At 60.4% G+C, this 22,736-nt stretch carries 21 protein-coding genes and 2 pseudogenes; 10 read left to right on the top strand and 13 right to left on the bottom strand.

What is annotated here, in order from left to right:
* The first annotated feature begins 357 nt into the window (after window positions 1–357).
* The gene (locus WI26_RS28810) at window positions 358–2,547 is read left to right on the top strand and encodes a TonB-dependent siderophore receptor (RefSeq protein ID WP_069228102.1); all 2,190 of its coding nucleotides are present in this window, start codon (window positions 358–360) and stop codon (window positions 2,545–2,547) included.
* Window positions 2,548–2,571: 24 nt separating this feature from the next.
* Here the strand turns inward: WI26_RS28810 and WI26_RS28805 are convergent, their stop codons facing one another.
* Window positions 2,572–3,396, bottom strand: a complete 825-nt coding sequence (locus tag WI26_RS28805; protein WP_069228357.1) for a response regulator — start codon at window positions 3,394–3,396, stop codon at window positions 2,572–2,574.
* A gap of 206 nt (window positions 3,397–3,602) precedes the next feature.
* Here WI26_RS28805 and WI26_RS32505 point away from each other — a divergent pair, with 206 nt between their 5' ends.
* From WI26_RS32505 to WI26_RS32500, 3 genes are all read left to right on the top strand, one after another.
* Complete coding sequence (locus tag WI26_RS32505) at window positions 3,603–3,875, top strand: hypothetical protein (protein WP_155768850.1); 273 nt, start codon at window positions 3,603–3,605, stop codon at window positions 3,873–3,875.
* A 588-nt stretch (window positions 3,876–4,463) separates the two neighbouring features.
* On the top strand, window positions 4,464–8,078 hold the full coding sequence (locus WI26_RS28800; protein ID WP_069228101.1) for a YadA-like family protein: 3,615 nt from the start codon (window positions 4,464–4,466) through the stop codon (window positions 8,076–8,078).
* 110 nt (window positions 8,079–8,188) lie between these two features.
* On the top strand, window positions 8,189–8,362 hold the full coding sequence (locus WI26_RS32500) for a hypothetical protein (protein ID WP_155768849.1): 174 nt from the start codon (window positions 8,189–8,191) through the stop codon (window positions 8,360–8,362).
* A 99-nt stretch (window positions 8,363–8,461) separates the two neighbouring features.
* Here WI26_RS32500 and WI26_RS28795 read toward each other — a convergent pair whose 3' ends face one another.
* From WI26_RS28795 to WI26_RS31945, 5 genes and pseudogenes are all read right to left on the bottom strand, one after another.
* The gene (locus WI26_RS28795; protein WP_069228356.1) at window positions 8,462–8,755 is read right to left on the bottom strand and encodes a hypothetical protein; all 294 of its coding nucleotides are present in this window, start codon (window positions 8,753–8,755) and stop codon (window positions 8,462–8,464) included.
* A 240-nt stretch (window positions 8,756–8,995) separates the two neighbouring features.
* Window positions 8,996–9,142 (bottom strand): DUF3096 domain-containing protein, encoded by a 147-nt coding sequence (locus WI26_RS31955; RefSeq protein ID WP_081054889.1) that lies wholly within the window; start codon window positions 9,140–9,142, stop codon window positions 8,996–8,998.
* Between the two features lie 221 nt (window positions 9,143–9,363).
* A complete protein-coding gene (locus WI26_RS33485) occupies window positions 9,364–9,621 on the bottom strand; it encodes a hypothetical protein (protein WP_155768848.1) in 258 nt (85 codons plus the stop codon).
* Between the two features lie 51 nt (window positions 9,622–9,672).
* Window positions 9,673–10,092: a DUF1810 domain-containing protein gene (locus WI26_RS28790; RefSeq protein ID WP_069228355.1), complete on the bottom strand. Its 420-nt coding sequence runs from the start codon at window positions 10,090–10,092 to the stop codon at window positions 9,673–9,675.
* A gap of 160 nt (window positions 10,093–10,252) precedes the next feature.
* Window positions 10,253–10,678 (bottom strand): annotated as a pseudogene (locus WI26_RS31945) (helix-turn-helix domain-containing protein); the annotation flags it as partial.
* Window positions 10,679–10,993: 315 nt separating this feature from the next.
* Between WI26_RS31945 and WI26_RS31935 the strand changes: the two are divergent.
* Window positions 10,994–11,581 (top strand): TniQ family protein, encoded by a 588-nt coding sequence (locus WI26_RS31935; RefSeq protein WP_335622153.1) that lies wholly within the window; start codon window positions 10,994–10,996, stop codon window positions 11,579–11,581.
* A 232-nt stretch (window positions 11,582–11,813) separates the two neighbouring features.
* On the opposite strand, the gene WI26_RS32490 is transcribed toward WI26_RS31935, so the two are convergent.
* The 5 genes and pseudogenes from WI26_RS32490 to WI26_RS28765 all read right to left on the bottom strand — a co-directional run bounded on the left by WI26_RS32490 (window position 11,814) and on the right by WI26_RS28765 (window position 16,473).
* Window positions 11,814–12,596 (bottom strand): hypothetical protein, encoded by a 783-nt coding sequence (locus tag WI26_RS32490; protein ID WP_155768847.1) that lies wholly within the window; start codon window positions 12,594–12,596, stop codon window positions 11,814–11,816.
* A 216-nt stretch (window positions 12,597–12,812) separates the two neighbouring features.
* Window positions 12,813–12,935: pseudogene (locus WI26_RS33480) on the bottom strand (IS3 family transposase); the annotation flags it as partial.
* Between the two features lie 516 nt (window positions 12,936–13,451).
* Window positions 13,452–14,942 carry an MFS transporter gene (locus WI26_RS28775; RefSeq protein WP_081334399.1) on the bottom strand — a complete coding sequence of 497 codons (1,491 nt, stop codon included), beginning with the start codon at window positions 14,940–14,942 and terminating at the stop codon, window positions 13,452–13,454.
* A 64-nt stretch (window positions 14,943–15,006) separates the two neighbouring features.
* On the bottom strand, window positions 15,007–15,225 hold the full coding sequence (locus WI26_RS28770) for a hypothetical protein (protein ID WP_155768845.1): 219 nt from the start codon (window positions 15,223–15,225) through the stop codon (window positions 15,007–15,009).
* Window positions 15,226–15,552: 327 nt separating this feature from the next.
* On the bottom strand, window positions 15,553–16,473 hold the full coding sequence (locus tag WI26_RS28765) for an alpha/beta fold hydrolase (RefSeq protein WP_069228097.1): 921 nt from the start codon (window positions 16,471–16,473) through the stop codon (window positions 15,553–15,555).
* A 101-nt stretch (window positions 16,474–16,574) separates the two neighbouring features.
* On the opposite strand from WI26_RS28765, the gene WI26_RS28760 reads away from it, so the two are divergent.
* From WI26_RS28760 to WI26_RS28750, 3 genes are all read left to right on the top strand, one after another.
* Window positions 16,575–16,943 carry a MerR family transcriptional regulator gene (locus WI26_RS28760; protein ID WP_069228096.1) on the top strand — a complete coding sequence of 123 codons (369 nt, stop codon included), beginning with the start codon at window positions 16,575–16,577 and terminating at the stop codon, window positions 16,941–16,943.
* Window positions 16,944–17,403: 460 nt separating this feature from the next.
* On the top strand, window positions 17,404–18,033 hold the full coding sequence (locus WI26_RS28755) for a TetR/AcrR family transcriptional regulator (protein WP_069228354.1): 630 nt from the start codon (window positions 17,404–17,406) through the stop codon (window positions 18,031–18,033).
* A gap of 85 nt (window positions 18,034–18,118) precedes the next feature.
* Window positions 18,119–19,093 (top strand): DMT family transporter, encoded by a 975-nt coding sequence (locus tag WI26_RS28750; RefSeq protein WP_069228095.1) that lies wholly within the window; start codon window positions 18,119–18,121, stop codon window positions 19,091–19,093.
* A 179-nt stretch (window positions 19,094–19,272) separates the two neighbouring features.
* On the opposite strand, the gene WI26_RS28745 is transcribed toward WI26_RS28750, so the two are convergent.
* Window positions 19,273–19,527: a hypothetical protein gene (locus WI26_RS28745; protein ID WP_155624433.1), complete on the bottom strand. Its 255-nt coding sequence runs from the start codon at window positions 19,525–19,527 to the stop codon at window positions 19,273–19,275.
* 106 nt (window positions 19,528–19,633) lie between these two features.
* Here WI26_RS28745 and WI26_RS28740 point away from each other — a divergent pair, with 106 nt between their 5' ends.
* Complete coding sequence (locus WI26_RS28740; protein ID WP_069228093.1) at window positions 19,634–21,085, top strand: IS1182 family transposase; 1,452 nt, start codon at window positions 19,634–19,636, stop codon at window positions 21,083–21,085.
* Between the two features lie 208 nt (window positions 21,086–21,293).
* On the opposite strand, the gene WI26_RS28735 is transcribed toward WI26_RS28740, so the two are convergent.
* A complete protein-coding gene (locus WI26_RS28735; RefSeq protein ID WP_155768844.1) occupies window positions 21,294–21,800 on the bottom strand; it encodes a hypothetical protein in 507 nt (168 codons plus the stop codon).
* 204 nt (window positions 21,801–22,004) lie between these two features.
* On the opposite strand from WI26_RS28735, the gene WI26_RS28730 reads away from it, so the two are divergent.
* Complete coding sequence (locus WI26_RS28730) at window positions 22,005–22,631, top strand: tyrosine-type recombinase/integrase (protein WP_069228091.1); 627 nt, start codon at window positions 22,005–22,007, stop codon at window positions 22,629–22,631.
* The last annotated feature ends 105 nt before the right edge of the window (window positions 22,632–22,736 follow it).

Raw genomic sequence — 22,736 nt, 5'->3', positions numbered from 1 at the left:
CGGGTCAGTCGCTCCAGGCATGCGCGGGCATGGCGGCAATGACGGTTGCCGCGTCGACGTCGCCAATATGATCGGACAGGTCTGCGCGTCAAGCGCACGGATTGCACGGCGTGCGGTCGTCGCGTTCTCCGTTGAACGCGCGCGACACGGGCGGCTGTACGGGACATGGTGAACGCTCATGCGTCCGCGACACCGGGATCGCGGCCGCATGCATTTTTATAAGGACCGCGCAATGTGCGGCGATATCATTCACGCGCTCGAAAACGACGCAATCGATCGACGCGCACCGATTCGTGCGCGGCAGGCAGCACCACGCGGCGGCGGGGCCGCGGCGGGACGACGGAGAGTATCGAAACGATGGGAACGGCGACAGGTTCGGTGCGACGCGCAATCGCGATCGCGGCCGGGGGGACGTTGTGCGCGGCGGCCGCAGGCGGTGTACACGCGCAGGCATCCGGTACGGCGACGGTGCGGCCAGCCGACGCGGCGGCGGTGCTGCCAAAGATCGACGTGGCAGGCGAGGCCGACTGTGCGTCGCTCGGGCTCGTGGGGCTGCGCACGGCCACCGCCACCAGGACCGACACGCCTGTCGCAGAAATCCCGCAGACGACCAACCTTGTGACCGCGCAGCAGATCGAGATGACAGGCGCGACCGACCTGAATCAGGCATTGCGCTACGTGCCGGGTTTCGCGACGTTCGGCGCCGACACGCGCACCGACTGGTATGCGGCATTGCGCGGCTTCACGCCGACGCTGTACGTCGACGGCGTGCCGGCGCCGAACACGGCGGTCATCGCGAACTGGCGCGTCGATCCGTACACGATCGACTCGGTCGCCGTGCTGCGCGGGCCGACGTCGGTGCTGTACGGCGCGGGTGAGCCCGGCGCGATCGTCGATACGCACACCAAGCTCGCCGACGGCGAGCGCATTCGCGAAGCCGGCGTGCAGATCGGCAACGACGCGCGCAAGCAGACCATGCTCGACGTCGGCGACACCCTCGATCCGGACGGCAAGTATGCGTACCGCTTCGTTGGCGTCGCGCGCGACGGCAATGCGGTGACCGGTCCGAACGCCGACCGGCGGGTCGCGGTGGCGCCGTCGTTCCGCTGGCGGCCGACGGCCGACACGTCGCTGACGGTGTCCGCGTCGTTCCTGCAGGATCACGGCGACATTTCGTCGAACTTCCTGCCGGCGGCGGGCACGGTGCTGCCGAACCCGAACGGGCGCCTGTCGCAGGACATCTACATGGGCGACCCGGCGTTCAACGACTATCGGAAGAAGCAATGGTCGCTCGGCTACGCGCTCGAACATCGCGTCGATGCGATGTGGACGCTGCAGCAGGACGTGCGCTGGTCGCGACTGTCGCTGGACGACGCGACGGTATTCGGCAACGGGTTTGCGCCCGGCAGTACGACCAACATGATGCGTACCGCGGGGCTGTTCCAGTTGAACTACAGCCGGCTGGACATCGACAACCGTGCGCAGGCGCGCTTCGCCACCGGCCCGCTCGAACACACGTTGCTGCTCGGCCTGCAATTCGACCGGCAGACGACGACCAACAGCGTGTGGCTCGCGCTGGCGCCGTCACTGAACCTGTACCACCCGGTCTATCTTCCGGTGACGGCCGCGATCTTTTCCGGCCGGACGTCGCTCGGGCGTTTCGATCAGTACACGGCCATGAACACGCTCGGCGCGTACGCGCAGGATCAGATCCGCTGGAACCGCTGGACGCTCACGCTCGGCGGCCGGGAGGATCGCGTGAGCGCGCGCTTCGACGACCGGGTGGCCAGAACCGGCACGCAGCAGGACATCAGTGCGTTTTCCGGACGCATCGGGCTCACCTGGCAGGGCGATGCGGGGTTCGCGCCCTACGCCAGCTACTCGACGTCGTTCGATCCGGTGATCGGCGTGCGCATGTACGGCGGCGGCTTGCCGAAACCGACGCGCGGCGTGCAGACCGAGGCCGGGCTGCGTTGGCAGCCGCCCGGACGGAACCTGATGCTCACCGCGGCTGTTTATCGGATCGATCAGACCAACGTCGTCACGCCGACGCCGCCGAGTCTCGATCGCACCGGCACGTCGTCCATGCAGACCGGAAAAGTGCGTTCGCGCGGCGTCGAACTGAGCGCGGTCGGAAAGGTGACGCGCGAGTTGTCGATCGTCGCGTCGTACGCGTACCAGGACGTCAAGAACGTGCAGGCGAACGATGCGTCGTTGAACAACTGGCCGGTGTCGGTGCCGCTGCCGCGACAAATGGCGTCGCTCTGGGCGGACTGGACCTGGCACGGCGGCGCGCTCGCGGGCGTGGGCATCGGTGCCGGCGTGCGCTACCAGAGCGCGCTGGCCGGCGCGCCGGACAACTTGCTGACGGTGCCGAGCGCCACGCTGTATGACCTGGCGATGCACTACGACCTGCGTCACTGGCGGTTTGCGTTGAATGTCGCGAACCTGTTCGACCGACGCTACGTCAGCGGCTGCCAGTCGTACGCGGTATGTGTGTTCGGCAACGAGCGAACGGTGCTGGCGAGCGCGAAATACAACTGGTAGTCGCGATCGTCATGCCGGGCGCGACTACGCGTCGCGCTGCGGCTTACGGGCCGTCGCGCGTCCGGCTGCATGGCGCTGTCGTCGCCATTCGGTCGGCGTGATGCCGAACCGTTCGCGGAACGCGGTGGCGAAATTCGCCGGTGAGGAAAAACCGATCTCCTTCGCGATGCTTGCGATGCTGAGCGACGTCGAATCAAGCAGATCCTGGGCGATCCGCAGGCGTTCGTGCCGCAGATACTCGAACACCGTCTGCCCGAGATTGTCGCGAAACGCGCGCGACAGGCGCTTCTCATGCGTGCCGACCGCGCGCGCCAGTTGCTCGACCGTCGGCGGATCGTTCAGCGATCGCGACAGATGGCGAATCGCCGCGCGCACGATGATGTCGTCGTCCTTGCCGGCCGCGAACGGGGCGGGCGCCTCCGCCATATCCTCCGTATCCGCCGGAACCGGGCGGACCGTTCGCATCAGCTGTACGCGAATTCGTGCGATGACTTCCGCCGGCTCGAACGGTTTCACCACATAGTCGACGCCGCCGATCTCGAGCCCCTCGACGCGCTCGTGCAACTCGCCGGCCACCGTCAGGAAAATGACCGGAATAGCGCTCGTCAGCGGATCGGCGGCAAGCCGGCGGCATGCGGTGAAGCCGTCCATGCGCGGCATGCGCACATCCATCAGGATCAGGTCCGGCACGAGCGCCTGCGCACGCTCGCACGCTTGCAATCCGTCGAAAGCGACGCTGATCCGGCACCCGGTGCCGCGCAGGATATCGATCAGCAAGCGCAGTTGCTCGGGCTGATCGTCGACGATCAGGATATGGGCGCGGCCCAATGCGGAGCTCGGTCGAGGCATCGTGCACCTGTTCGGGAAAGACTGCGGAGAGCGTTCCAGCGCGGCGGCGATTTCGTTCGGGAAAATCGTCGGAAACCGCGACGCGACTTCGCGAATGCGCATGGCACGCTCGCATCGACAAGCGGACGTCGCCGGACTGCACGGCAGGCAGGGGCGGCGCAATACTCGGCGTTCGTTGTTCTGATCACTGGCCGATAAAGGCGCGGATGATTGCCGGTACCGGAATCGATGCGAGCGGAATTGTAGGAGGTTATTCCGCTTCGCGCCAGATGACGGGGGCTTCTATTTTTCCATTCGCCGTTTTCGCGCTTTGGCGCGGTGATCTCGTTTTCGGTGTTTTTCGCCTTATCGGTTATCGCGGACACTCGGATTCGCGTGTCGTCCGGGGTGCTGGCGGGTGTGCGACGGCTTTTTTAAAAAATTTAAAAAAATCACGCGTGCTTTTAATCCGCTCCGGCAAAGCATTTGTCCGTTCGTGAAAACATTTTTATTAAGTGTAAATGTGGTTAATCGTTTGCGTGCGCATGTAATGAGATGCAAGTGTTTGAAAATATTGAGTTTTACAATGTATGAAGAATGCTGTCTTTTCTGATGTTGGGTGGTGTCTCATAATTCGTCCGAATTTTGAATGACGGGTGGATCGGGCGGCGTGGCAATGTCGCCGCTCAAGCAAAAGAAAAGAGCGGCCGCGAAGAGGTTCACCCAGTTTCACGCAATGAAATAAAAGAGACGGGGTTGGTCGCGGCCGGCGTGGCATCAAATTCGGAATGTTCGGCGTGACGGGTTGAACCGTGAGAATCGGTCGGGGGAACTCGTCCTGACCGTGAAGTCTGCATTCCTTATTTATTTATCGAATGAAAGAAGCGGGCCGGAAATCATGCGGCGGCCCGGCGCTGCGCGCGCGTTGTCGACATGAGCGGCGGCTGCGTATCGCCATCGGCCTGGCGGGTGACGCAGGGCGCGCAGCGCGTTTCGCACTGAAGTCGGAGTTGGAGTCGAGCTGGAAGCTGTGAATAAACGTAAGTAGTCCGTATTCAAATCGAACGCTATAAACGGAGCAGAAGAAAATGAAGAGGAACCAGATCCCGGCGCTCGTCGCCGCCATGTTCGCAGGCGCAGGCGTGCTGGTCGCGGGGGCCGCACATGCAGACAATTTCGTCGATCGCGGCAACCCGGACAATGCGTTGAACGGGCAATGCATCGACGGGACGAATACCGCCTGTATTGCGACGAAGAGCGGGACTTACGTCGCGACCAGCAGCACGAATTTCACGTCGGGCACGAATGCGAAGGCCGGTTCCAGCGGAATCGCGATCGGCGACCAGTCGAATGCCGGCAGCAAGAGCGGCACCAGCAGCGGCGGCGGGATTGCGATCGGCGTCGGTGCACAGGCGCTAGCGAACTCGGCCACGGCGATCGGCACGGTCGCGCTCGCGCAAGGCAATACGGCACTCGCGATGGGCCGCCAGTCGGCCGCGATCGGCGATTATTCGATGGCGCTCGGCAACGTCGCGGATGCGCACGGCACGAGCTCGATCGCGCTCGGTCACTCGGCACTCGCGAGCGGCGATCGCTCGATTGCGATCGGCGGCGCGAATCCGACCACGAGCGACGGCGTATCGAACGGCGCCGCGTACGACGCGGCCACCCAGACACGTGCGGGCGGCACGCAGTCCGTCGCGATCGGCGCCGGCGCGCAGACGAATGACGACAACCAGGTCGCGATCGGTTCGGGCAGCACCGGCGCGAACAACGGCGGCACGCCCGTGTTAGGCGGCACGGCGGCACCGGTCGGCGGCGCTGTCTCGTTCGGCTCGCTCGGCCACGAGCGCCAGCTCAAGAACGTTGCGGCCGGCGCGGCCGATACGGATGCCGTCAACGTCCAGCAACTGAAGAACGTCAACAGCACGCTCAGCACCGGCATCGGCAACGTCGACGCCCGCGTGACCTCCGTCGGCAATGCGTTGTCGACGTCGATCGCGAACGTCGACCAGCGCGTGACGAGCGTCGGCAACAGCCTCAGCACGAGCATCGTGACGGCGACGCAGAACGTCGTCAGATACACCGACGATTCGCATGCCGCGATCGCACTCGACGGCAGCAACGGCACGACAATCAGCGGTGTTGCCGCAGGTGTCGCCGATACGGATGCGGTCAATGTCGGGCAATTGAAGGGTAGCGTTGCACCGCTGCAGACGTCGCTGTCGACCGCTGCCGCGAACATCACGAACCTGCAGAACAACGTGTCCGGCATCAATGCGTCGCTCAGCACGGCGGCGTCGAACATCGGCGGCCTGCAGGCAGCCGATGCGCGCAACGTGAAGTACGACGGTCAGAGGGGCTTCGACTCGGTCACGTTTGCCGGGCCGAACGGCACGACGCTGCACAACGTCGCGGACGGCAAGGATCCGCACGACGCCGTGAACGTCGGCCAGCTCGGCAGCGGCCTCGCATCGCTCAGCACGAGCGTGAGCAACAGCGTCAGCACGACGATCGGTAATCTGAGCACGTCGGTCGCGAACCAGATCGGCAACGCGACGAAGAACGCGGTGCAGTACGACGACGATGCGCATGGCGGCGTCACGCTCGGCGGCCAGGGTGCGCCGGCACCGGTTGGCCTGCACAACGTCGCGGATGGCGTGGCTGCGAACGATGCGGTGAACGTCGGCCAGCTCGGCAAGGCGACCGACACGCTGAATCAGTCGATCGCCAACGTCGGTAACAACGTGACGAAGCTCGGCGACCAGGTCACGACGAACGCCGGCAACATCGCGGCGCTGCAGCAGGATGCGCTGCAATGGAACGCAAACCTCGGGACCTACGACGCGAGCCATGGCGGCAACGGCCCGCAGCGCATCGGCAACCTCGCGGCCGGCCGGAACGGTACCGACGCGGTCAACGTCGACCAGTTGAACGCGGCGATCCACGACGGCACGAGCCAGCTCGACGCGCTCGCCGTGAAATACGACGATGCCGGCAAGCGGCAGGTTTCGCTCGGCGCGGGTAACGGCGGGGTGCCGGTGCGCGTGACCAATGTCGCGCAAGGCGATGTGTCGGCCGGCAGCACGGATGCGGTGAACGGCGCGCAATTGCGCCGCGCGATCGACGGCACGGCGGCCGCGCTCGGCGGCGGTGCAACGGCGAATCCTGACGGCTCGATCACGGCGCCTGCATACAAGGTAGGTGGCGATTCGTTCAACAATGTCGGCGACGCGCTGACGAACCTCGATGGTCGCGTCGTCGGCAACACCACGACGCTTCAAAATCACGAGACGCGCATCGGCAACGCCGAAACCAACATCGCGGGCAATACGACCGCGATCGCCGGGCTGCAGAAGGATGCATTGCAGTTCGATCCGACGCTCGGCGCATACAGCGCCGCTCGTGGAGGCGCATCGACGAAACTGACCAACGTCGCCGACGGGAACGTCGCCGCCGGCAGCACCGATGCGGTGAACGGCGGCCAGTTGTACGGCGTGAAGTCCGATCTCGAGCAACAAATCACGCAGGTATCGAACCAGACTGGCGAGGCCGTGAAGAATGTCGTCAAGTACGACGTCGACGGCAGCGGCAACCGGCTGAACTCGGTGTCGTTGATCGGCGGCAACGCGAACGCGGCGGTCGTGCTGAAGAACGTCGCGGCCGGCACCGACGATACGGATGCCGTGAACGTGAAGCAACTGAAATCGGTGCAGTCGAATCTCGATCAGCTGGGCGCGCTCGCCGTGCAGTACGACGACAGCTCGAAGAGCTCGATCACGCTCGGCGGTGCGGGCGGCACGCGCATCACCAACGTGAAGGCCGGCACGCTCGGCACGGCCAGCACGGACGCTGTCAACGGTTCTCAGCTCTACGCGACGAACCAGCAGGTGTCGAAAAACACGACCGATATCGCCAACCTTCAGAACAACGTGACCGACATTGCGAACGGGAAGGCCGGCCTCGTGCAGCAGCAGGATCCGAACGGCCAGATCACGGTCGGCAAGGATTCGGGCGGCACCAGCGTCAACTTTGCCGGCACGGCGGGCGACCGCGTGCTGAGCGGTGTCGCGGCCGGTGTGAACGCCAACGATGCGGTCAACATGGCTCAGTTCAACGATGCACTGAAGACCGCGGCGATCAACGACAAGGTCCGCGCGGCGGCGACAGATGCAAACACGTCGTGGATCACGCGCGCGGATGCGGGATCGATCGGATCGACGGCGACGGCAACGGGCAAGAATGCAGTGGCGGTCGGCCAGGGCTCGATTGCCGATCGCGACAACTCGTTCTCGGTCGGCGCGAAGGGCAGCGAGCGCCAGGTCACGAACGTGGCGGCCGGCACGGCGCCGACCGATGCGGTGAACGTGCAGCAGCTCAACGACAACCTCAACGCAGCGTCGACGCAGGCGAAAGGCTACACCGACCAGCGGATCGGGCAGGTGTACAACGCGTTCAACGACCTGAAGAAGGACATGTACGGCGGCGTGGCGTCGGCGATGGCGGTGGCCGGGTTGCCGCAGCCGACCGGGGCAGGGCGTTCGATGGTGTCGGCGGCGACTTCGAATTATCACGGGCAACAAGGTTTCGCGGCCGGGTATTCGTACGTGACGGAGAACAATCGCTGGGTCGTCAAGGCGTCGGTGACGGGTAATGCACGGTCGGACTTCGGTGCGGTGGTCGGGGCGGGGTACCAGTTCTGATCGGGGTTGAACAGCGTTGAGCGGCGGCGGGCAGGGGATGTCCGCCGCTTTCGATACGCCGGTGGCGCGCGATTTCGAGCGATCGCCCGTCAAGCGCGTGCTGCGGGAACATGCAGCATCCACCGGACCGCCTTGGCCTGATTTCGGGAGTGTGTCTTCTCGAAAGCGGCCCGAACGGCACATGCGGCACGCTTTGTACCACGGCGGTCGGATACGACTACGCGACCGGCCTCAGGCGACTGATGGCCGCCGATCTGATCCAGCCGCTGATGAGCGCGTTTTGATGCGGATATATCTGTTGTCCGAATAAGTCAGCGGGTTCGTGCGCAGTATGAGAATGTGGAGCAGCCGCGGTTTCTCCGGTCTCTGGCGGCCGGTTTGCACTATTCACGATATTCGTGTTCGTGCATGTGCTCGCGTTCGTGCTCACGCCACGGATCATGTTCATGCGGATGACGATGCATCCACGCGTCATGTTCCCAATAACGATGGCCGTCCCAGTAACGGTCGCCGTGCATGCCTATCGTTACCGACACATCAGGTGCCGGGGCCGGTTCTTCGTGCCGCGGTTGAGGTGCAACGTAGACCTGAGCGAAGGCCACGCTGGCCATGGCGAGAGTGCCGCTCGCCACGAGTGTCGCCAGAGTCTTGCGGTTCGAAATTGTCACGGGTTTCATTGTGCTGTCCTCCATTCGATACCTGACGACGAGCACGATTCGTTCCCATACGAACCGGAGATACTTCGCTTGCTGGTTGAACTACGCGATCCACGTCTTACGCATTTTATTTCGCGATCGATGGAGCCAATTCGCGAACGCGCGCATTGCGCTGGCGGTGCTTGCCAGCCCCGGACCCACGCATGGCACGACGACGTAACCGATATGGGTCGTAATCAGCTATTTCGCGGTCGTATCGATTCAATGGAGACGTCCCCCGAACAGACCGAGCAACCCGATGATGATCAGGTAGAGCGCAACGATATAGTTCAGAAGACGGGGTATCACGAGGATGAGAATGCCGGCGATCAGTGAAACCAGCGGGCCGGCGCTAGTGAGCATGTTCATGCTTCCTCCGCAGGATTGAAAGCGAGTGGCCACGGCCGGCCTTGCCGTCGGCACCCGTTACAGAAACGAGAGCCTGGGCAGCGGCAAGCGTTTGGCCGTCAACTTGCCGTCCACAAGCGCGAACGGTTTGACCGTCGCAATCGCCGTACCTGCACGGACGTTTCATGTGATTCGGATCGGCGCGCCTGATCGGGCATTCGCAGTTCGAGCATTCGTCAGTTTCAACGAGCGATGTCACGAACAAAGACCAGGTGAGAAGCCGCCTCACGGAAGCAAAGGGCAAGCTGAAGGAGATGGTGGGCAAGGCCGAACAGATCGTCGGCGAGACACAAGTATCGTTCGGCGATGTGAAGGAGCGATTCAAGAAACGGAAATGGAACCTGACGTGGAGGATCGAGAATAGGCCGCCTCGTCGCATCGGAATCGGCGTGCCGGCTGAACGTGAATCCGTTCGTCAGCATGCAGGCAGAACTTGCCATCCACCGCTCGCTGACGAGTGGCAAGATCTGGCCGCTCGAGACCGGCACCGCCTAGATTCGCGCGAGCGTATTGTGATCGGCCTCGCCGCCGAAATATTTCTCGAGCGCCGCCACGAACACCGCGTTGTCGGCAGTCGCGTGCGCGAACAACGTGACCGACGATCGGAATTTCAGGTAATCCGGATACCCGAAAATCGTCTGGATCGAACGGTCTTCGACCTGATTTACCAGCCGTGTGCATTCCCGCAGCCTTTTGCCGAGCAGCGGATGCTGAAGATACGCGACGGCTTCGGCCAGTGTCGAGATCGCGTACCGTTGCGCCATCGCGCTGTCGCCAAGTCCTTCAATCTGTGGAAATACGAACCACATCCAGTGGCTTCGCTTGAGTCCGCTCTTCAACTCGTCGCATACCTGCGCATACACCGGATCTTGTGCGTCGACAAAGCGCTGAAGATCATAGGGATCGTTCATTTCGCCCTCCATCCGTTCCGGTGCGGAAAGCCGCCGGAACGCTTATTGTGAGCGTGACCCGGACGGCGTGCAAACGCTACCTCCATCGCGCGCTCCCGTGGCTGGGCGTCACGTCCCACGGGCGAGAGAACGGATTTGCTGCGCTGCACGGCGTTCGATCGTCGATCTGAATCAGTTCGCCCAGGCATGCACAGCGGTTGCGCGGTTGGTAGACCTTCGGCGGGCGTTGCTTGCGTGGAATCCATAGGCCGGAAGCCCTCATCAGCGTACGAACCGTCTCGACAGCCAGGTCAATGCCATGACATTCAGGCAGCTTCTCGCACGCCAGCGTCGACCCAGAATCCGCGTAGCGCTCGCGGATCAGGCTCAAGGCTCAATGCGCCAGATCCTCGGGAAGTTGATGATTGCTTGCGTGGCCACGACGCTGCGAAACCAGTCCCGCCAGGCCAGCAGCACGATATCGGGCGACCAGTCGTTCAATCTGCCGTCGACTGATTCCGAGCCGCTGCGCGGCTTGCCAAGGCATCAGACGCTGCTCGATCACGGCTTCCACGATCTTCAGACGATCCAGCTCGCGCATGCTCATGGTGATCAGTCCAGGATGGCCCACAATGCGCTCCGGCAGTTCAAACCGCCGCCAGCATCGGCCGAAACCTCCGAACTACGACATAATGAAATGGTCAGTCCGATCCCCGCGACCGTTCTACGATAGGAAGTTCGGTCCACAGAATTAAATTCAACGATCTCATAAATGATGGGGCGTCGTACATCGAAGTGTCTCGTTTATCTTGCGAAAGGTCATTGACGGGATCTCATACTGAGCGACCGCTTAGGGTCGTTCAGAGTCGTTCGCTGCGCGTCAGAATGGCCATTCGCTGTCGCGTATCCACGTTGCTGAACGATGCCGCCGAGCTATCAATTCGCAACGGCGACGAATTTATCGACATTACGCATCTCGAGCATGTCTGCCGAGTCGAGCAGTAACGTCGTTCCATGGCCGATTGCCCCCAGGCCCTTCTACGAGGAGGCCTTTGGTGGCTGGTTAGGCCGTGTCGCGACGCGATATCAGGTGAGCGTTGCGATGCTGTGGCAGATGAGCTCGAGCGAGCCGCTGCCCTCGCTTGGGACTGCTGGATGGATTCTTTTTCCTCCGATTTCTCAACCAGCGCTTCAACGATTCTCAACGCTCGCACGTCTTGATGAAGACAGATTGAGGCACATCCAGACGCCATCGGCCGGGCTCTTCAACTGGCGCTGCGTGCCGTACTGCTTCAGATGCCTCGTGCTGAACGACGCGGACGTTTCAGTGCCTCGCTGGAAACGTGAGTGGCTCGATCCGACAGCCGAATTCTGTAGTGTGCATCACACGGTTTTGGAAACAGTCCCCGCCTCTGTATTTCGGCTGTCGGGTCACTTTGCTGCCGCGCCGCGCGCGATTAGCCGTTATCGCGAGAAACGAGCGTTCAAGGACCGTAGATGGCTGCGTTAGCAGAATTAACGGACACGATTAGCGTTGCGGCGGACGCTATTAGCACAAACTTCGAACTTCAACACGTGACGACAGGAACGAATGCGATATTGCCCCGCCGGGCAACGTTCCATGATCGAGCGTGACTACCATCTTGGCTATGTGCGTGATGCATAAGAAGCATAAGTCGGACCCACAAGCGACAATCAAGGCGCTCAGTTACGAAAAATAAGTATAATTTCAGGATCACGTCCTACCTCGGTCTAGCCCCCGATAAACATGCTGCGTGAAGGTCAATTTCGTTATATTTCGTAAAATCTGCTATCGAACGCCAGCGTCTGGCTCCATTTGGCAATCCAAAATAGAGATCACTCGCCTTCGGTTCGCTATCCGTTGGCGCATCGAATGGAACATCTGTCGCTTTCCAGGCCTCTGCGACCAGAGTTTTTCTTCCGTCAGGCGTCACTCGCAATACGCGAATCCATGCGGGGTGCTCACCCAATACCGAGAGATCTGGGACCCGTTCTTCATCTTCCGTTGAATTTCGAGGTGCCCAGCCGATCAGAATAATTTTGATTACTTTTCCTGAAAAATCAAGTTGCTCCTGGCGCTCGACGCTCTTCCCTAGGAGCCTGAAACGACAAATGGGAACATGAGAGTTTGCTTTGAAATATTCTGCGATGACCCAATCAAGACTTGAGGACACGATAGGAACATCTCGACGTCGGTCGAATCTGTAGATTCTCTCTAAATTCTTTACCACTGACAGTGGAGTGTTGGCATTCGGAAAATAATAACGAGCCTGTTTGAAATCATTCGCTTCAGATTTTATGGAGTTAACAGGATTCATATCGAGAATTAGCTCTCGCGGCGGAATTGTAAGTGATATTAGCCTGTCTCCATCTACCTTGCCGTAATACATTGGATGAGTCGATTCTACTACTTTCGTGGCAGGAAATGCCGCCTGAGATATTGAAAGCAATATGATTTTTGCAACCATCATTCTGACTGGAAAATAATCGAAAGATAGATTCATGACATTTTTAATGTGAAGTGAGTTTGCTTTGCGATGTCCATTCTTTGACAAAAAATCGCACCACTTCGTGCGCTCGAGCGGGTATTGCGTCCCGTCCGGGGGGGCTATGAGTTTCGCCAAGTGTTAGGGGCTGACTTGGGTTGGTAATTGGTACCGTCGCGCAGCATGGCGAACAGAACGTCGCGGCGGCGCCGTACGAGCGCGACGAGCGCTTGGTTGTGGCGCTTGCACATCGAACTGCTGCGCCAGTTCAGCCAACGTCCACTCGCCCTTGACCGCTGCCAGCACTACCTTCGCTTTGAACGCCGCTGAGTGCGTCCGTCGGGTTCTCTTCGTCATTTCCTCGGTTCTTTTGCCAGCATTATCGCTGGCTTAGGCCCCGGACAAACCACTTATCCAACTGCCCCAATTTGCGCGGTAACCACGTCGCATGGACGCTCCACTCGCTGACCGTCGGTTGCCTCGCAAATCGTTCGGCGCTCGGATTTCCGATTGTCGACGAAGTAGGCTGCCGCGTCGAATGTCTCAAGTTGGCCGGGTAGTGCCCGACGACCGAGCGACCGAGCGCTGCGATCTCCTCCTAAGCAGCGTTCATGTAAAAGGCATGATTCGCCCCGAAGCGGTCCTTCAATGTTCCCAGAAGGAGACGTTGGAGATCGGCACGCGGTCGAAGCGCAAGTCAGGCTTACCTGGATCGGGGTATGGATCGCCCCACCGAGAAGCAATCTCAGACCGTTGCCAGAACCAGACGCGCGGGTGTCGCACCGATAAGCAGCCCGTCATCGCGGTTTGCGAGATAGCGCTGGTTCAATTCCTCGGGAGTCCACGCGTTGCTGTGGATGTATCCCAATGCACTCAACGTATCGGCAATGACAGCCGTTTCAAAGAAGGTTTTCCACGACAGCGACCCCGAGGTCTGACAGTGCGTGGGCAGCATGCGGGAGCGTTCGATGACCCGATTAACCCGCCGACGAACTGCCCCCGGAGTTGGCGTGAGGTATCGCTTGGCGCCGCTGCAGTTCGGCCGGTGTCGTACGGTACATTGATTCCTTCCCGGCTCATGGCGTCTCCTTCGACGTCTTGCGTACGCGCCGTGTCACGGCTGCGTCGAGCGGTCGGCGCGCGGGGCGGCGGCCTGGACCGCGACGTGCACGCGCGTCGGGCATAGCGGTTGGCCGCCAGCGTGATGATCAGTGCGGCCAGTTCGGACAGCCCGCCGATCGCGCCGATGTCCGCCACGGAGCTGTACGCGACGATGAACGACCCGAGCGCCGCGCCGAGCGCGAAGCCGAGATACGTGAACGACGAATTGAGCGACAGCGAGACCGGCGCGACGTCGAGGCCGGCGATGCCGATCAGCTTGGTCTGCTGGGCCGGGTTGAATGCCCAGCCAGCCGCGCCCCACGCGGCGATCGCGACCAGGATCGCGACGCGCGCATGCGCGGGCTCCAAGTGCAGCGCGCTGGCGGTAAGGCTCTCGTACGACAGCATCATCACGACCAGGCAGACGATCAGCACCTTGCCGCTGCCGAGGCGGTCGATCGCACGGCCGCTGATAAACACGCCTATTCCGGCGAACACGCCGTACAGCAGCAGCACGGCGCCGACTTCCGCGCCGCTGAAGCCGGGGCGACCCGTCAGGAACGGCGCGAGATACGGGTAGATGGTCCAGATGCCCGCGGCCCACAGGGTCGTGATGAGCAGCGTGACCAGTACGGCGGGCTGCCGCCCGACGGCCACGCGCTGCGCGAGCGACGGCACCGACAGGTTCGCGCCGATCCCGCTCGGCAGGCCGACCACCACCCCGAGCGTCACGATCGCGGACAGCACGCCGATGCCGACGAACGTCGCGCGCCAGCCGAAGTGGCCGCCGATCCACGCGCCGAGCGGCACGCCGAGCGCGACGGCGATCGTGATCCCGCCATGGACGGTCGCGAGCGCGCGCCCCCTGCGCTCCGGCGCGACGAGCGAGCCGGCGAGCGCATTCGCGCTCGGCATGTACAGGCCAGCCGACACCGCCAGCAGCACGCGCGCGGCCAGGAGCGTCGGATAGCCGGGCGATGCGCAAGCCGCGAAATTGGCAGCGGTAAAACACAGCAATGCGACGATCAGGAAGCGCCTCCGGTTGACGCGCGCGCTGACCGTCGTCAGGATTGGCGAGCTGATCGAATAGGATAGCGAAAAGACGGTGACGAGCTGCCCTGCCGCTGCGAGGCTGATGGATAGATCCTTCGCGATGATCGGCAGCAGCCCCGCGAGCATGAATCCTTCGGTGCCGATTGCAAAGGCCCCCAGCGCGAGGAGATACAGCGATGCGTTCTGTTTTAGTTCGGCGGCTGACGCCATGAAATCGTCTCCCTGTTGATGAATCCGGGAAGTGCACGCATTCGCCCGCACAGGGCGCGCTGTTTCAGCGCGCGGTCGACCGGCTGAACACGTCCTGGCCATGCGCATCGCACGGATGGATGTAGACGCACGGGTTCAAGCGGGACACAACGCCGGCATTGTTGCTCTGGCTCGCGGAGCGTAGTGCCTCGACGGCGCCGATATTGCCGACGTTGTATGCGGAGCAGACAAGATCGTCGAGCTGGTCCGGCGTCAATTGTCGCTGGCTGACGGTTCTACGCATTCAGCTTCCGCGCGGCTCACGCCCGTAGCAAGTTGCGCGTTAACCTGCCTGACGCGCGGCTCGCTTTCAGTCGCATTGCTTTTCCAGTCGTCGGTTTCAACCATAAAAGCTGACGTAGCGTCAGGTGCAAGCGAAATCGACGAAATTGCGCGCTGCAGGGCAGCGTGCCACGAAATGCCAGGGCCATATGCGTTTACGGGACCTCGATTGTTGACGGCCGGCCGGTTTTGGCCGCCAACCGCCGGGGGGGGCAAGATTCGGCGGAAATCAACAGAGTGCACGATCCTTGACGCAGCAAGCCGGTTTTGAGAGCCGGTTGACCGCGAGCTAGTGGGTCTTTAAGAATGCGGTGATCAACTCGGCGATCTCTCGCGGTGCATCCTCGAAGCTGTAATGACCGACTCCCGCGAGCCGGTGAATCGGTGCCATGGGAAAGATTTCGCTGAACAACGGCAGAAAGTGTTCAGCTGCCAGCGTGCGATCGGCCTCGCCCCAGATTGCGAGCGCTGGTTTTGAACGGATTGTATCGAGTGCCGTCGCGTCTGGCATTTCGAAACGATGTGCCCCGATCGCGAAGCCCTTCGCCCACCCTATCGCGCCAGCACTGTCGGTTGGCACGGCGAAACGCGAGCTGTAGGCACGCAGCCACGTATCGTTGATACGCGCGTGGTTTTCGAAGCCGTTGAGCTTCAAGGTACTCAGGATATTGAAGCTGAGTTCGTTCAGCACGGATTCGAGACGGCCTTGCGAATTAGCGCGGAGGATCCACTGGAACCAAGGCGAGACTGCGGCATTTGCGTTCAGGCGGTCGAATAACGTGCTTTGGCCGAAAGGCGTCGGGCCGTTCGTGCTGATGATTCGACGAATGCGGTCGGGATGTCGTGCGGCCAGTCCCATGCCGACGGGGCCGCCGAAGTCGTGCATGACGAGAGTGATGTTGCTCAAGTCCAGGGCAAGCACGAACTTTTCAATGTTGTCGATATGATCCTGCAGCCAGTACGTCCGACGTTCCGGCGTTTCGCTCTTGCCGAAGCCCATGTGGTCGGGCGCAATCACACGGTAGCTGCCCGCGAGTGCAGCGATCAGATCACGAAACAGATAGCCCCACGTCGGTTCCCCATGAATGCACAGGACAACCTCGCCACCAGTGGTTCCCTCATCAACGTAATGCATGCGAAAGCCGCCGACATCGCTGAAGCGCGGAGCAAACGGAAATGTTCCGTCAAACGTGTCATTCGATGGTGTCATCAGGGTTCCCTCACGAATAGAGCGGCGGACAATCCGTCCGGTCGAAAGAGGTTAAACTTTGACACCGTTGTCAAGGTCAAGCATATCTTTCGGGAGATGGCATGCGTATCGGAGAGTTGGCTCGCCGCACTGGCATCAGTGAGCGGATGCTGCGGTATTACGAACAGGAAGGTCTGCTGAGTCCGAAGAGGACCGATTCGGGCTACCGCGATTACGGCTCCGACGAAATAGACGCAGCGCAGCGCATTCGCGCGCTCAGCGCGGCAGGACTGAAGATCAGCAGCATCCGGCTGTTGCTGCCTTGCGTACTCGGCGAAAAACCTGTGTTTCATCCATGCGTGCAAGCTCGCGCGTTGCTGCGCGACGAAGTCGAAAAGCTCGACACTCGGCTGCGCGAACTCAGTGAAACGCGAAAAGTGGTCGCGAGACTGCTCGATGCGGTCGACACCAACGAGACATTGCCGCTCTAGCCGTTGCGTCGACTCGAACTTGGCGCACTGCCCTTTGGCGAGGCCCGGCAAGTTGACATGTGGCGACATCGGGTCCGGGAGTAAATGCTTCGGACCATCCTTCAAGGAAGTCTCTCCGGCGAAGGACAGCAATCGACCGTGGTAGAGGCGCTCGGAAATAATCGCCCGAATGCCGATATGGGGCATCAGCTGCCATCGGAGTCCGTAGCCTCCAACGACGCGGTGCAGCCTCCATTGTCGGTACGGGTTCGGCCAGTTCGAGACGGTCACCCGCATGTGCAGCGCGACCTTCGAACGTCGCATCCACGGCGTTCAGCGGTCCATGAGAGCAACGTTCCCGGGCGATTCCCGCATCTCGTCGTTGAAGTCGCCATCAGTGTCCGTCGACCTGGGGGATCGGACATCCTCCGCGCCACGTGAGATGTTGATTTTGATACTGAACAGTCCTATTATGGTTCTCATGAAGATGCCTGATACAAACCGCCGTCATTCTGGGCGAGCCGCTGAGCGCGGACGACCACGAGAATTCGATGTTGACCGCGCAATCGAGGCTGCTGCGCGAGTGTTTTGGGAACACGGCTACCATGCGACTCCCGTCGATGCGCTATGCGAAGCGACCGGGGTCTTTCGCGGCAGCCTGTATAGAACCTTTGGCGATAAGCATGGATTGCTCGTTGCGGCGTTCGACCGTTATGCAGAAGGGGCCATTGCACGACTGAAGGAGAGGTTGACTGCCGACTTGCCTCCACGACGGGCACTTCGCGAAGCGCTTCTGCACTATACGAAAGTGAGCGTGAACCTATCCGAGCGCCATGGCTGCTTTATTACCAATGCAGTGATCGAACTCCTGCCGGGCGATCAAGCTCTGCGGTCAAAAATTGAATTGACTTTGCAGCGTATAGCGACGCAATTCAGCCTCGCGATTGCAAGAGGTCAGCAAGTCGGCGAATTCGATCGTCGTATCGACGCAGAGGAAGCCGGGCGATTCCTACTATGCATGGTTCAAGGGATACGCGTGCTCGGTAAGGTCGACATGAACGAGACTGCACTCGCATCGATCGTCGACATGGCGTTGCGCGCAGTGACGTGAAGCATATCCGAGTGTCATAGCTCGGTCGGCGGCATCCACTAAAGGTGAATGCCGAATTTTTTAATGATTTTGAGAATGACCATTCATGAATTCATCGACCGCTTTGGCTTCAAAGTCTGTCGGCTATTGGAACGGGATTGCTTGCTGCCTCGTCGCCACAATTCTGTTTGGTGTGATGTTTCCCGTCATGACTGATGCGCTACGTTACATCGATCCTTTTACATTTACTTCATTCCGGTACCTAATCGCGGGCGTGGCCTTTGTCGTCCTATTGCTGCAACGGGAAGGAATCGGTGCGTTACGAGCAGATGGCAAGTCGCTGCTGATTGCCTGGTTGCTTGGTTCGATTGGCTTCTGCGGGTTCGGATCGTTTGTCTTTCTGGGGCAGCAGTTAGCTGGAGAACAAGGGGCACTTAGCGCGTCTATCATGATGGCCACGCAACCGATGATGGGGTTGCTCCTCAATGCGTTCGTGCGGAGATCCGCGCCCCCGCTTCCTTCATTTCTATTCGTTGTCGTCTCGTTCACGGGTGTCGCCCTCGTCATCACGCGGGGTGATCTGCGGACTGCGGTGCTCGCTCCGCAACACTACGCGGCAAGCGGCCTCATCGTTCTGGGTGCACTCTGTTGGGTTGTTTACACTTTCGGCTCCGCGTACTTCACACGCTGGTCGGCGCTCAAATACACGACAATTACGACATGGCTGGGATTGAGCACGATTGTCGGCGTGAACGTGCTGCTCATCGTGACGCACGCAATACCCGCTCCCACGCTCGCAGCACTTCGGACGATCACGCCGCACCTGATTTACATGGGCCCGATCGCGGGTTTTGCGGCGATTCTCTGTTGGATTTCTGGTAACAGGATTCTCGGACCGATGAATGGAGTGCTGTTCATGGACGTGGTGCCGATTACTGCATTTACCGTGTCGGCATTGACAGGAGTTATGCCAGGCGGAGCACAGGTACTCGGCGCCGCGATGACCGCGTCTGCATTGGTTCTCAACAACCTGTATTTGCGCCGACGCTCCCAACGAATGGCGGTGTCCGCGCTGACCTGACCTTAGCGAGGCCGTCTCTCATTGGGTCTGCAGCTTTGTCTTCGGCAACGGCCGTTGGTATGCGGACGAATTGAAAGTCGCTTGTGGGTCGGCTAAGGCCGGCCACATCTGGCAGCAGTCGGCCGAGACCGTGTAAAAACGCACGGAGAACGCCTCGGACGAGAAAACTACCGTTCAATTCACGCAGCCTCGATCCAAATCGGTTCGACGGGATGGTGCTCTTGAATTACGGCAACTGCGCACGCCATTTCCTTGGCGTCTCCCGCGCGAGCATGGCCCGCAAAATTCGTGACGAGTGCTCCTGTAGAGCGAAGCACCGCAATTTCTTCCTCAGTTAGCACGCCTGCGTCCACCCACAATTGATGGTCGTTGTTATCGCGCCATAGACTTTCGAATGCGGCAACCCCGATCTTCGAGCATGCAAAAAACACCATCTCCGTCTCCATTGTGTCGTGACTGGCCACGTGTTGAACGCATATATTGCCCGGAATCCAGATCAATCGCCTAGACTGAATCAACCTGTTAGCGCGAGAGGCGGAGATGGGGCGATTTGTCGAAGGTGCAAACCGCAATCAGGCAACGCTGCTGCCGGAATGTCTCGAAGACTTTATCGCCGAAGACAATCCCGTGCGGATAGTTGATGCATTCGTCGACGAGCTCGATCTGGCTTCGATGGGATTCGAGGGCACCACGCCTGCGAATACGGGCCGACCGTCTTACCATCCGGCCGTTCTGCTCAAACTCTACATCTACGGCTATCTAAACCGCGTGCAGTCGAGCCGACGTCTGGAGCGCGAGTGCCAGCGTAATGTCGAACTGATGTGGTTGACCGGGCGCCTCGCGCCGGACTTCAAGACAATCGCCGAGTTCAGACGCAACAACGGCGTCGGCATTCGCAATGTATGTCGGCGCTTCGTGGTGATATGCCGCGACTTGAAGCTCTTCACGCAAGCAGTCGTTGCCATCGACGGCAGCAAGTTCAAGGCCGTCAACAGCCGCGATAACAACTTCACGCCCAACAAGATCGCTAGGCGTCAGGAACAGATCGAACAGACCATTCAGCGTTATCTGGATGCTCTGGAGACGGCGGATCGCACGCAGCCAGTCGAGGTGGAAGCCAAAACCGAACGGCTAAGAGAAAAGATCCAGACGCTGCGCGAGCAGATGCGGGAACTGGATCGAGCCGCAGAACTGTTGAATGACTTACCGGAAAAACAGGTCTCGCTGATTGATCCCGACTCGCGCTCGATGATGTCGCAGGCAAAAGGCACCGGCGTGGTGGGCTACAACGTTCAGGTGGCTGTTGATACGAAGCATCACCTCATCGTGACACATGAAGTGACGAACGTCGGTAGTGACCGCGCGCAGCTAAGCCCAATGGCCAAAGCCGCGCGCGAAGCGATGGGCAAGAAGAAGCTCAAGGCACTGGCCGATCGTGGATACTTCAATGCAACGGAAATCAAGGCTTGCGACGACGCGGGTATTGCGGCGCTGGTACCGAAAACACAGACATCAGGTGCAAAGGCGGATGGACGGTTCGACCGGGCCGAATTCATCTATATCGCCAGAGATGATCAGTACCTGTGCCCAGCAGGTCAACGTGCGATATACCGATACACCTCCTTCGAAGGCGCAAATCTGCTGGAGCTGCGAACGTACTGGAGTAGCGCTTGCCCGAAGTGCCCGATGAAAAGCCAGTGCACGCCGGCAGACTACAGACGCATCCGACGATGGGAACGCGAGGCGGTGCTTGAGGCAATGCAGTCAAGACTGGATCGCCAGCTTGACGCCATGACGATACGGCGCCGGACGGTCGAACACGTGTTCGGCACACTCAAACACTGGATGGGCTCAACCCACTTCCAGACTCGCTGTTTGGGCCATGTTGCGGCCGAAATGAGTTTGCATGTACTGGCCTACAACCTCAAGCGGGTGATCAGGATACTCGGATTCGCAAAGACGATGCGAGCGATGAAGCTGGCAGGCGCGTGAACTCGCGAGCCGACGCTGCTTACCCGCAAAACACAATTACTTCATCTGCCTGCACCTCGGTCGAAAACAACTGCCCGCCCAACTGGGCGTCACCGGTCAGCCGTTCTGCGCGTTTTTACACGGTCTCGGCCAGGAACGGACGGTCAATGTCGTGGCTTGAATCGTTGGCACCTTCATGGCCAAGTCGACTGGATGCGCCGTCAGCTGCCTATTTCTTCAATAGGGCCGCGTAGTAGTCGGCGATATTGTCCTCCGTCCCCTTGGTGATCCGATTGAACACCCGTCCCCATGGCCAGAAGCTGGAACCTGTGGTAGTTCGCAAACCCGGGAATCGGCTTTCGCCGAGGGTAACCATACCCCATTCTCCACCATGATTGCGGCGATACACCTCTCCGACGTAACTTCCATAGGCTTTCGCAAATGACATTACTTGCTCGTCCGTTGGCTTGGGACTAGTGCTGACGTAGGATGAACTCATTTGCGCCAAGACCTTTTCGACACTTGCAATACTCGCGTCCGACCAGTCGAGTTTTATTCCAAACTGTTTCGCGGAGAAGTCAACGGCGTCTAGCGAGTAGGCTTCCGCGATTTTCTGGATTTTTGCATCAGGAGAAAAGGCCTGGCCGGGCGGGGTTTCTGCCAACGCAACTCCACCGCGAACGCAAGCCATCAGGGCGATCAACGCTAACAGGAAACGCTTTACCATTGTTTTCAAGAGAATTCCCACTCCAAGATAACTCTGACTCGCTCCAGCGAGTCAGAGTGTGGAATAATCGCCTCGACCGATCTTATACGCCGGAGCAGCCTATAAGCAATGTGAACGGCAGCTTTCGGCAAATCTGAAGGTCCCCTTCGGGTCGGATAGCGCCCGCCGGAAAAGGCGCACACTCAATCTCCCTTCGCTTGAAAGGAGATTGTCATGGAATCCGAGAATGTCGTCGTTCGTCACTGTGTGCCATGGAACAAGGGCAAGCTTACCGGGCAGAAGCCGCCGTTAAAGCTCCGAGAAATCTGGGCGATTCGGACGCGACTTCAAATAGCGTCGAACCTTCGTGAGCTCGCGATGTTTAATCTCGCAATTGATAGCAAGCTCCGAGCGTGCGATCTTACGCGGTTGCTGGTCCAAGATGTCCGCCACGGAAGCCACGTGGCGTCCAGAGCGACAATCATGCAGCAGAAGACCCAGCGGCCGGTGCAATTCGAGATCACGGAACAGACCCGTGAGAGCCTCGAAGCTTGGATCGAAGCGCGAGGACTGAAGGCGGCGGATTTTCTGTTCCCGAGCCGGTCGCACACGTCACCGCATCTGTCGACGCGGCAATATGCCCGGCTGGTACATCGTTGGATTGCATCGATTGGCCTTGACGATACTGCATACGGAACCCATACGATGCGACGCACAAAAGCTTCACTGATCTACCGGCGGACGAAGAACCTCCGGGCGGTGCAGTTGCTGTTCGGACACACGAAGCTGGAAAGCACGGTTCGCTATCTCGGCATCGAGGTCGACGATGCCCTTGAGATGGCGGAGCAGACGGAGGTTTGATGGCATCGCAGCCGGCGAGCGGTCGCTTGCCGGCCACATTCGGCCATTCGCGGTTGATGGCCAGATCGCTGACAATCGTTACAACTGGTGAGGACCCGCATCGCA

It is taken from the genome of Burkholderia diffusa (assembly GCF_001718315.1).
Lineage (GTDB): Bacteria > Pseudomonadota > Gammaproteobacteria > Burkholderiales > Burkholderiaceae > Burkholderia > Burkholderia diffusa_B.
Note: the sequence above shows the minus strand (reverse complement) of the source record. Positions and strands in the feature narration are given on the sequence as shown.

Excerpts from the sequence above, each read along its gene's own strand:
- WI26_RS32490 (WP_155768847.1), bottom strand. The coding sequence starts at position 12,596 with ATGAATCTATCTTTCGATTATTTTCCAGTCAGAATGATGGTTGCAAAA.
- WI26_RS32505 (WP_155768850.1), top strand. The coding sequence starts at position 3,603 with ATGATTGCCGGTACCGGAATCGATGCGAGCGGAATTGTAGGAGGTTAT.
- WI26_RS32500 (WP_155768849.1), top strand. The coding sequence starts at position 8,189 with ATGCAGCATCCACCGGACCGCCTTGGCCTGATTTCGGGAGTGTGTCTT.
- WI26_RS28770 (WP_155768845.1), bottom strand. The coding sequence starts at position 15,225 with ATGCGTAGAACCGTCAGCCAGCGACAATTGACGCCGGACCAGCTCGAC.
- WI26_RS28790 (WP_069228355.1), bottom strand. The coding sequence starts at position 10,092 with ATGAACGATCCCTATGATCTTCAGCGCTTTGTCGACGCACAAGATCCG.
- WI26_RS31955 (WP_081054889.1), bottom strand. The coding sequence starts at position 9,142 with ATGAACATGCTCACTAGCGCCGGCCCGCTGGTTTCACTGATCGCCGGC.
- WI26_RS28800 (WP_069228101.1), top strand. The coding sequence starts at position 4,464 with ATGAAGAGGAACCAGATCCCGGCGCTCGTCGCCGCCATGTTCGCAGGC.
- WI26_RS28810 (WP_069228102.1), top strand. The coding sequence starts at position 358 with ATGGGAACGGCGACAGGTTCGGTGCGACGCGCAATCGCGATCGCGGCC.
- WI26_RS28750 (WP_069228095.1), top strand. The coding sequence starts at position 18,119 with ATGAATTCATCGACCGCTTTGGCTTCAAAGTCTGTCGGCTATTGGAAC.
- WI26_RS28755 (WP_069228354.1), top strand. The coding sequence starts at position 17,404 with ATGAAGATGCCTGATACAAACCGCCGTCATTCTGGGCGAGCCGCTGAG.
- WI26_RS33485 (WP_155768848.1), bottom strand. The coding sequence starts at position 9,621 with ATGGCAAGTTCTGCCTGCATGCTGACGAACGGATTCACGTTCAGCCGG.
- WI26_RS28740 (WP_069228093.1), top strand. The coding sequence starts at position 19,634 with ATGGGGCGATTTGTCGAAGGTGCAAACCGCAATCAGGCAACGCTGCTG.
- WI26_RS28730 (WP_069228091.1), top strand. The coding sequence starts at position 22,005 with ATGGAATCCGAGAATGTCGTCGTTCGTCACTGTGTGCCATGGAACAAG.
- WI26_RS28760 (WP_069228096.1), top strand. The coding sequence starts at position 16,575 with ATGCGTATCGGAGAGTTGGCTCGCCGCACTGGCATCAGTGAGCGGATG.
- WI26_RS28745 (WP_155624433.1), bottom strand. The coding sequence starts at position 19,527 with ATGGTGTTTTTTGCATGCTCGAAGATCGGGGTTGCCGCATTCGAAAGT.
- WI26_RS28805 (WP_069228357.1), bottom strand. The coding sequence starts at position 3,396 with ATGCCTCGACCGAGCTCCGCATTGGGCCGCGCCCATATCCTGATCGTC.
- WI26_RS28775 (WP_081334399.1), bottom strand. The coding sequence starts at position 14,942 with ATGGCGTCAGCCGCCGAACTAAAACAGAACGCATCGCTGTATCTCCTC.
- WI26_RS28795 (WP_069228356.1), bottom strand. The coding sequence starts at position 8,755 with ATGAAACCCGTGACAATTTCGAACCGCAAGACTCTGGCGACACTCGTG.
- WI26_RS28765 (WP_069228097.1), bottom strand. The coding sequence starts at position 16,473 with ATGACACCATCGAATGACACGTTTGACGGAACATTTCCGTTTGCTCCG.
- WI26_RS31935 (WP_335622153.1), top strand. The coding sequence starts at position 10,994 with ATGCCGCCGAGCTATCAATTCGCAACGGCGACGAATTTATCGACATTA.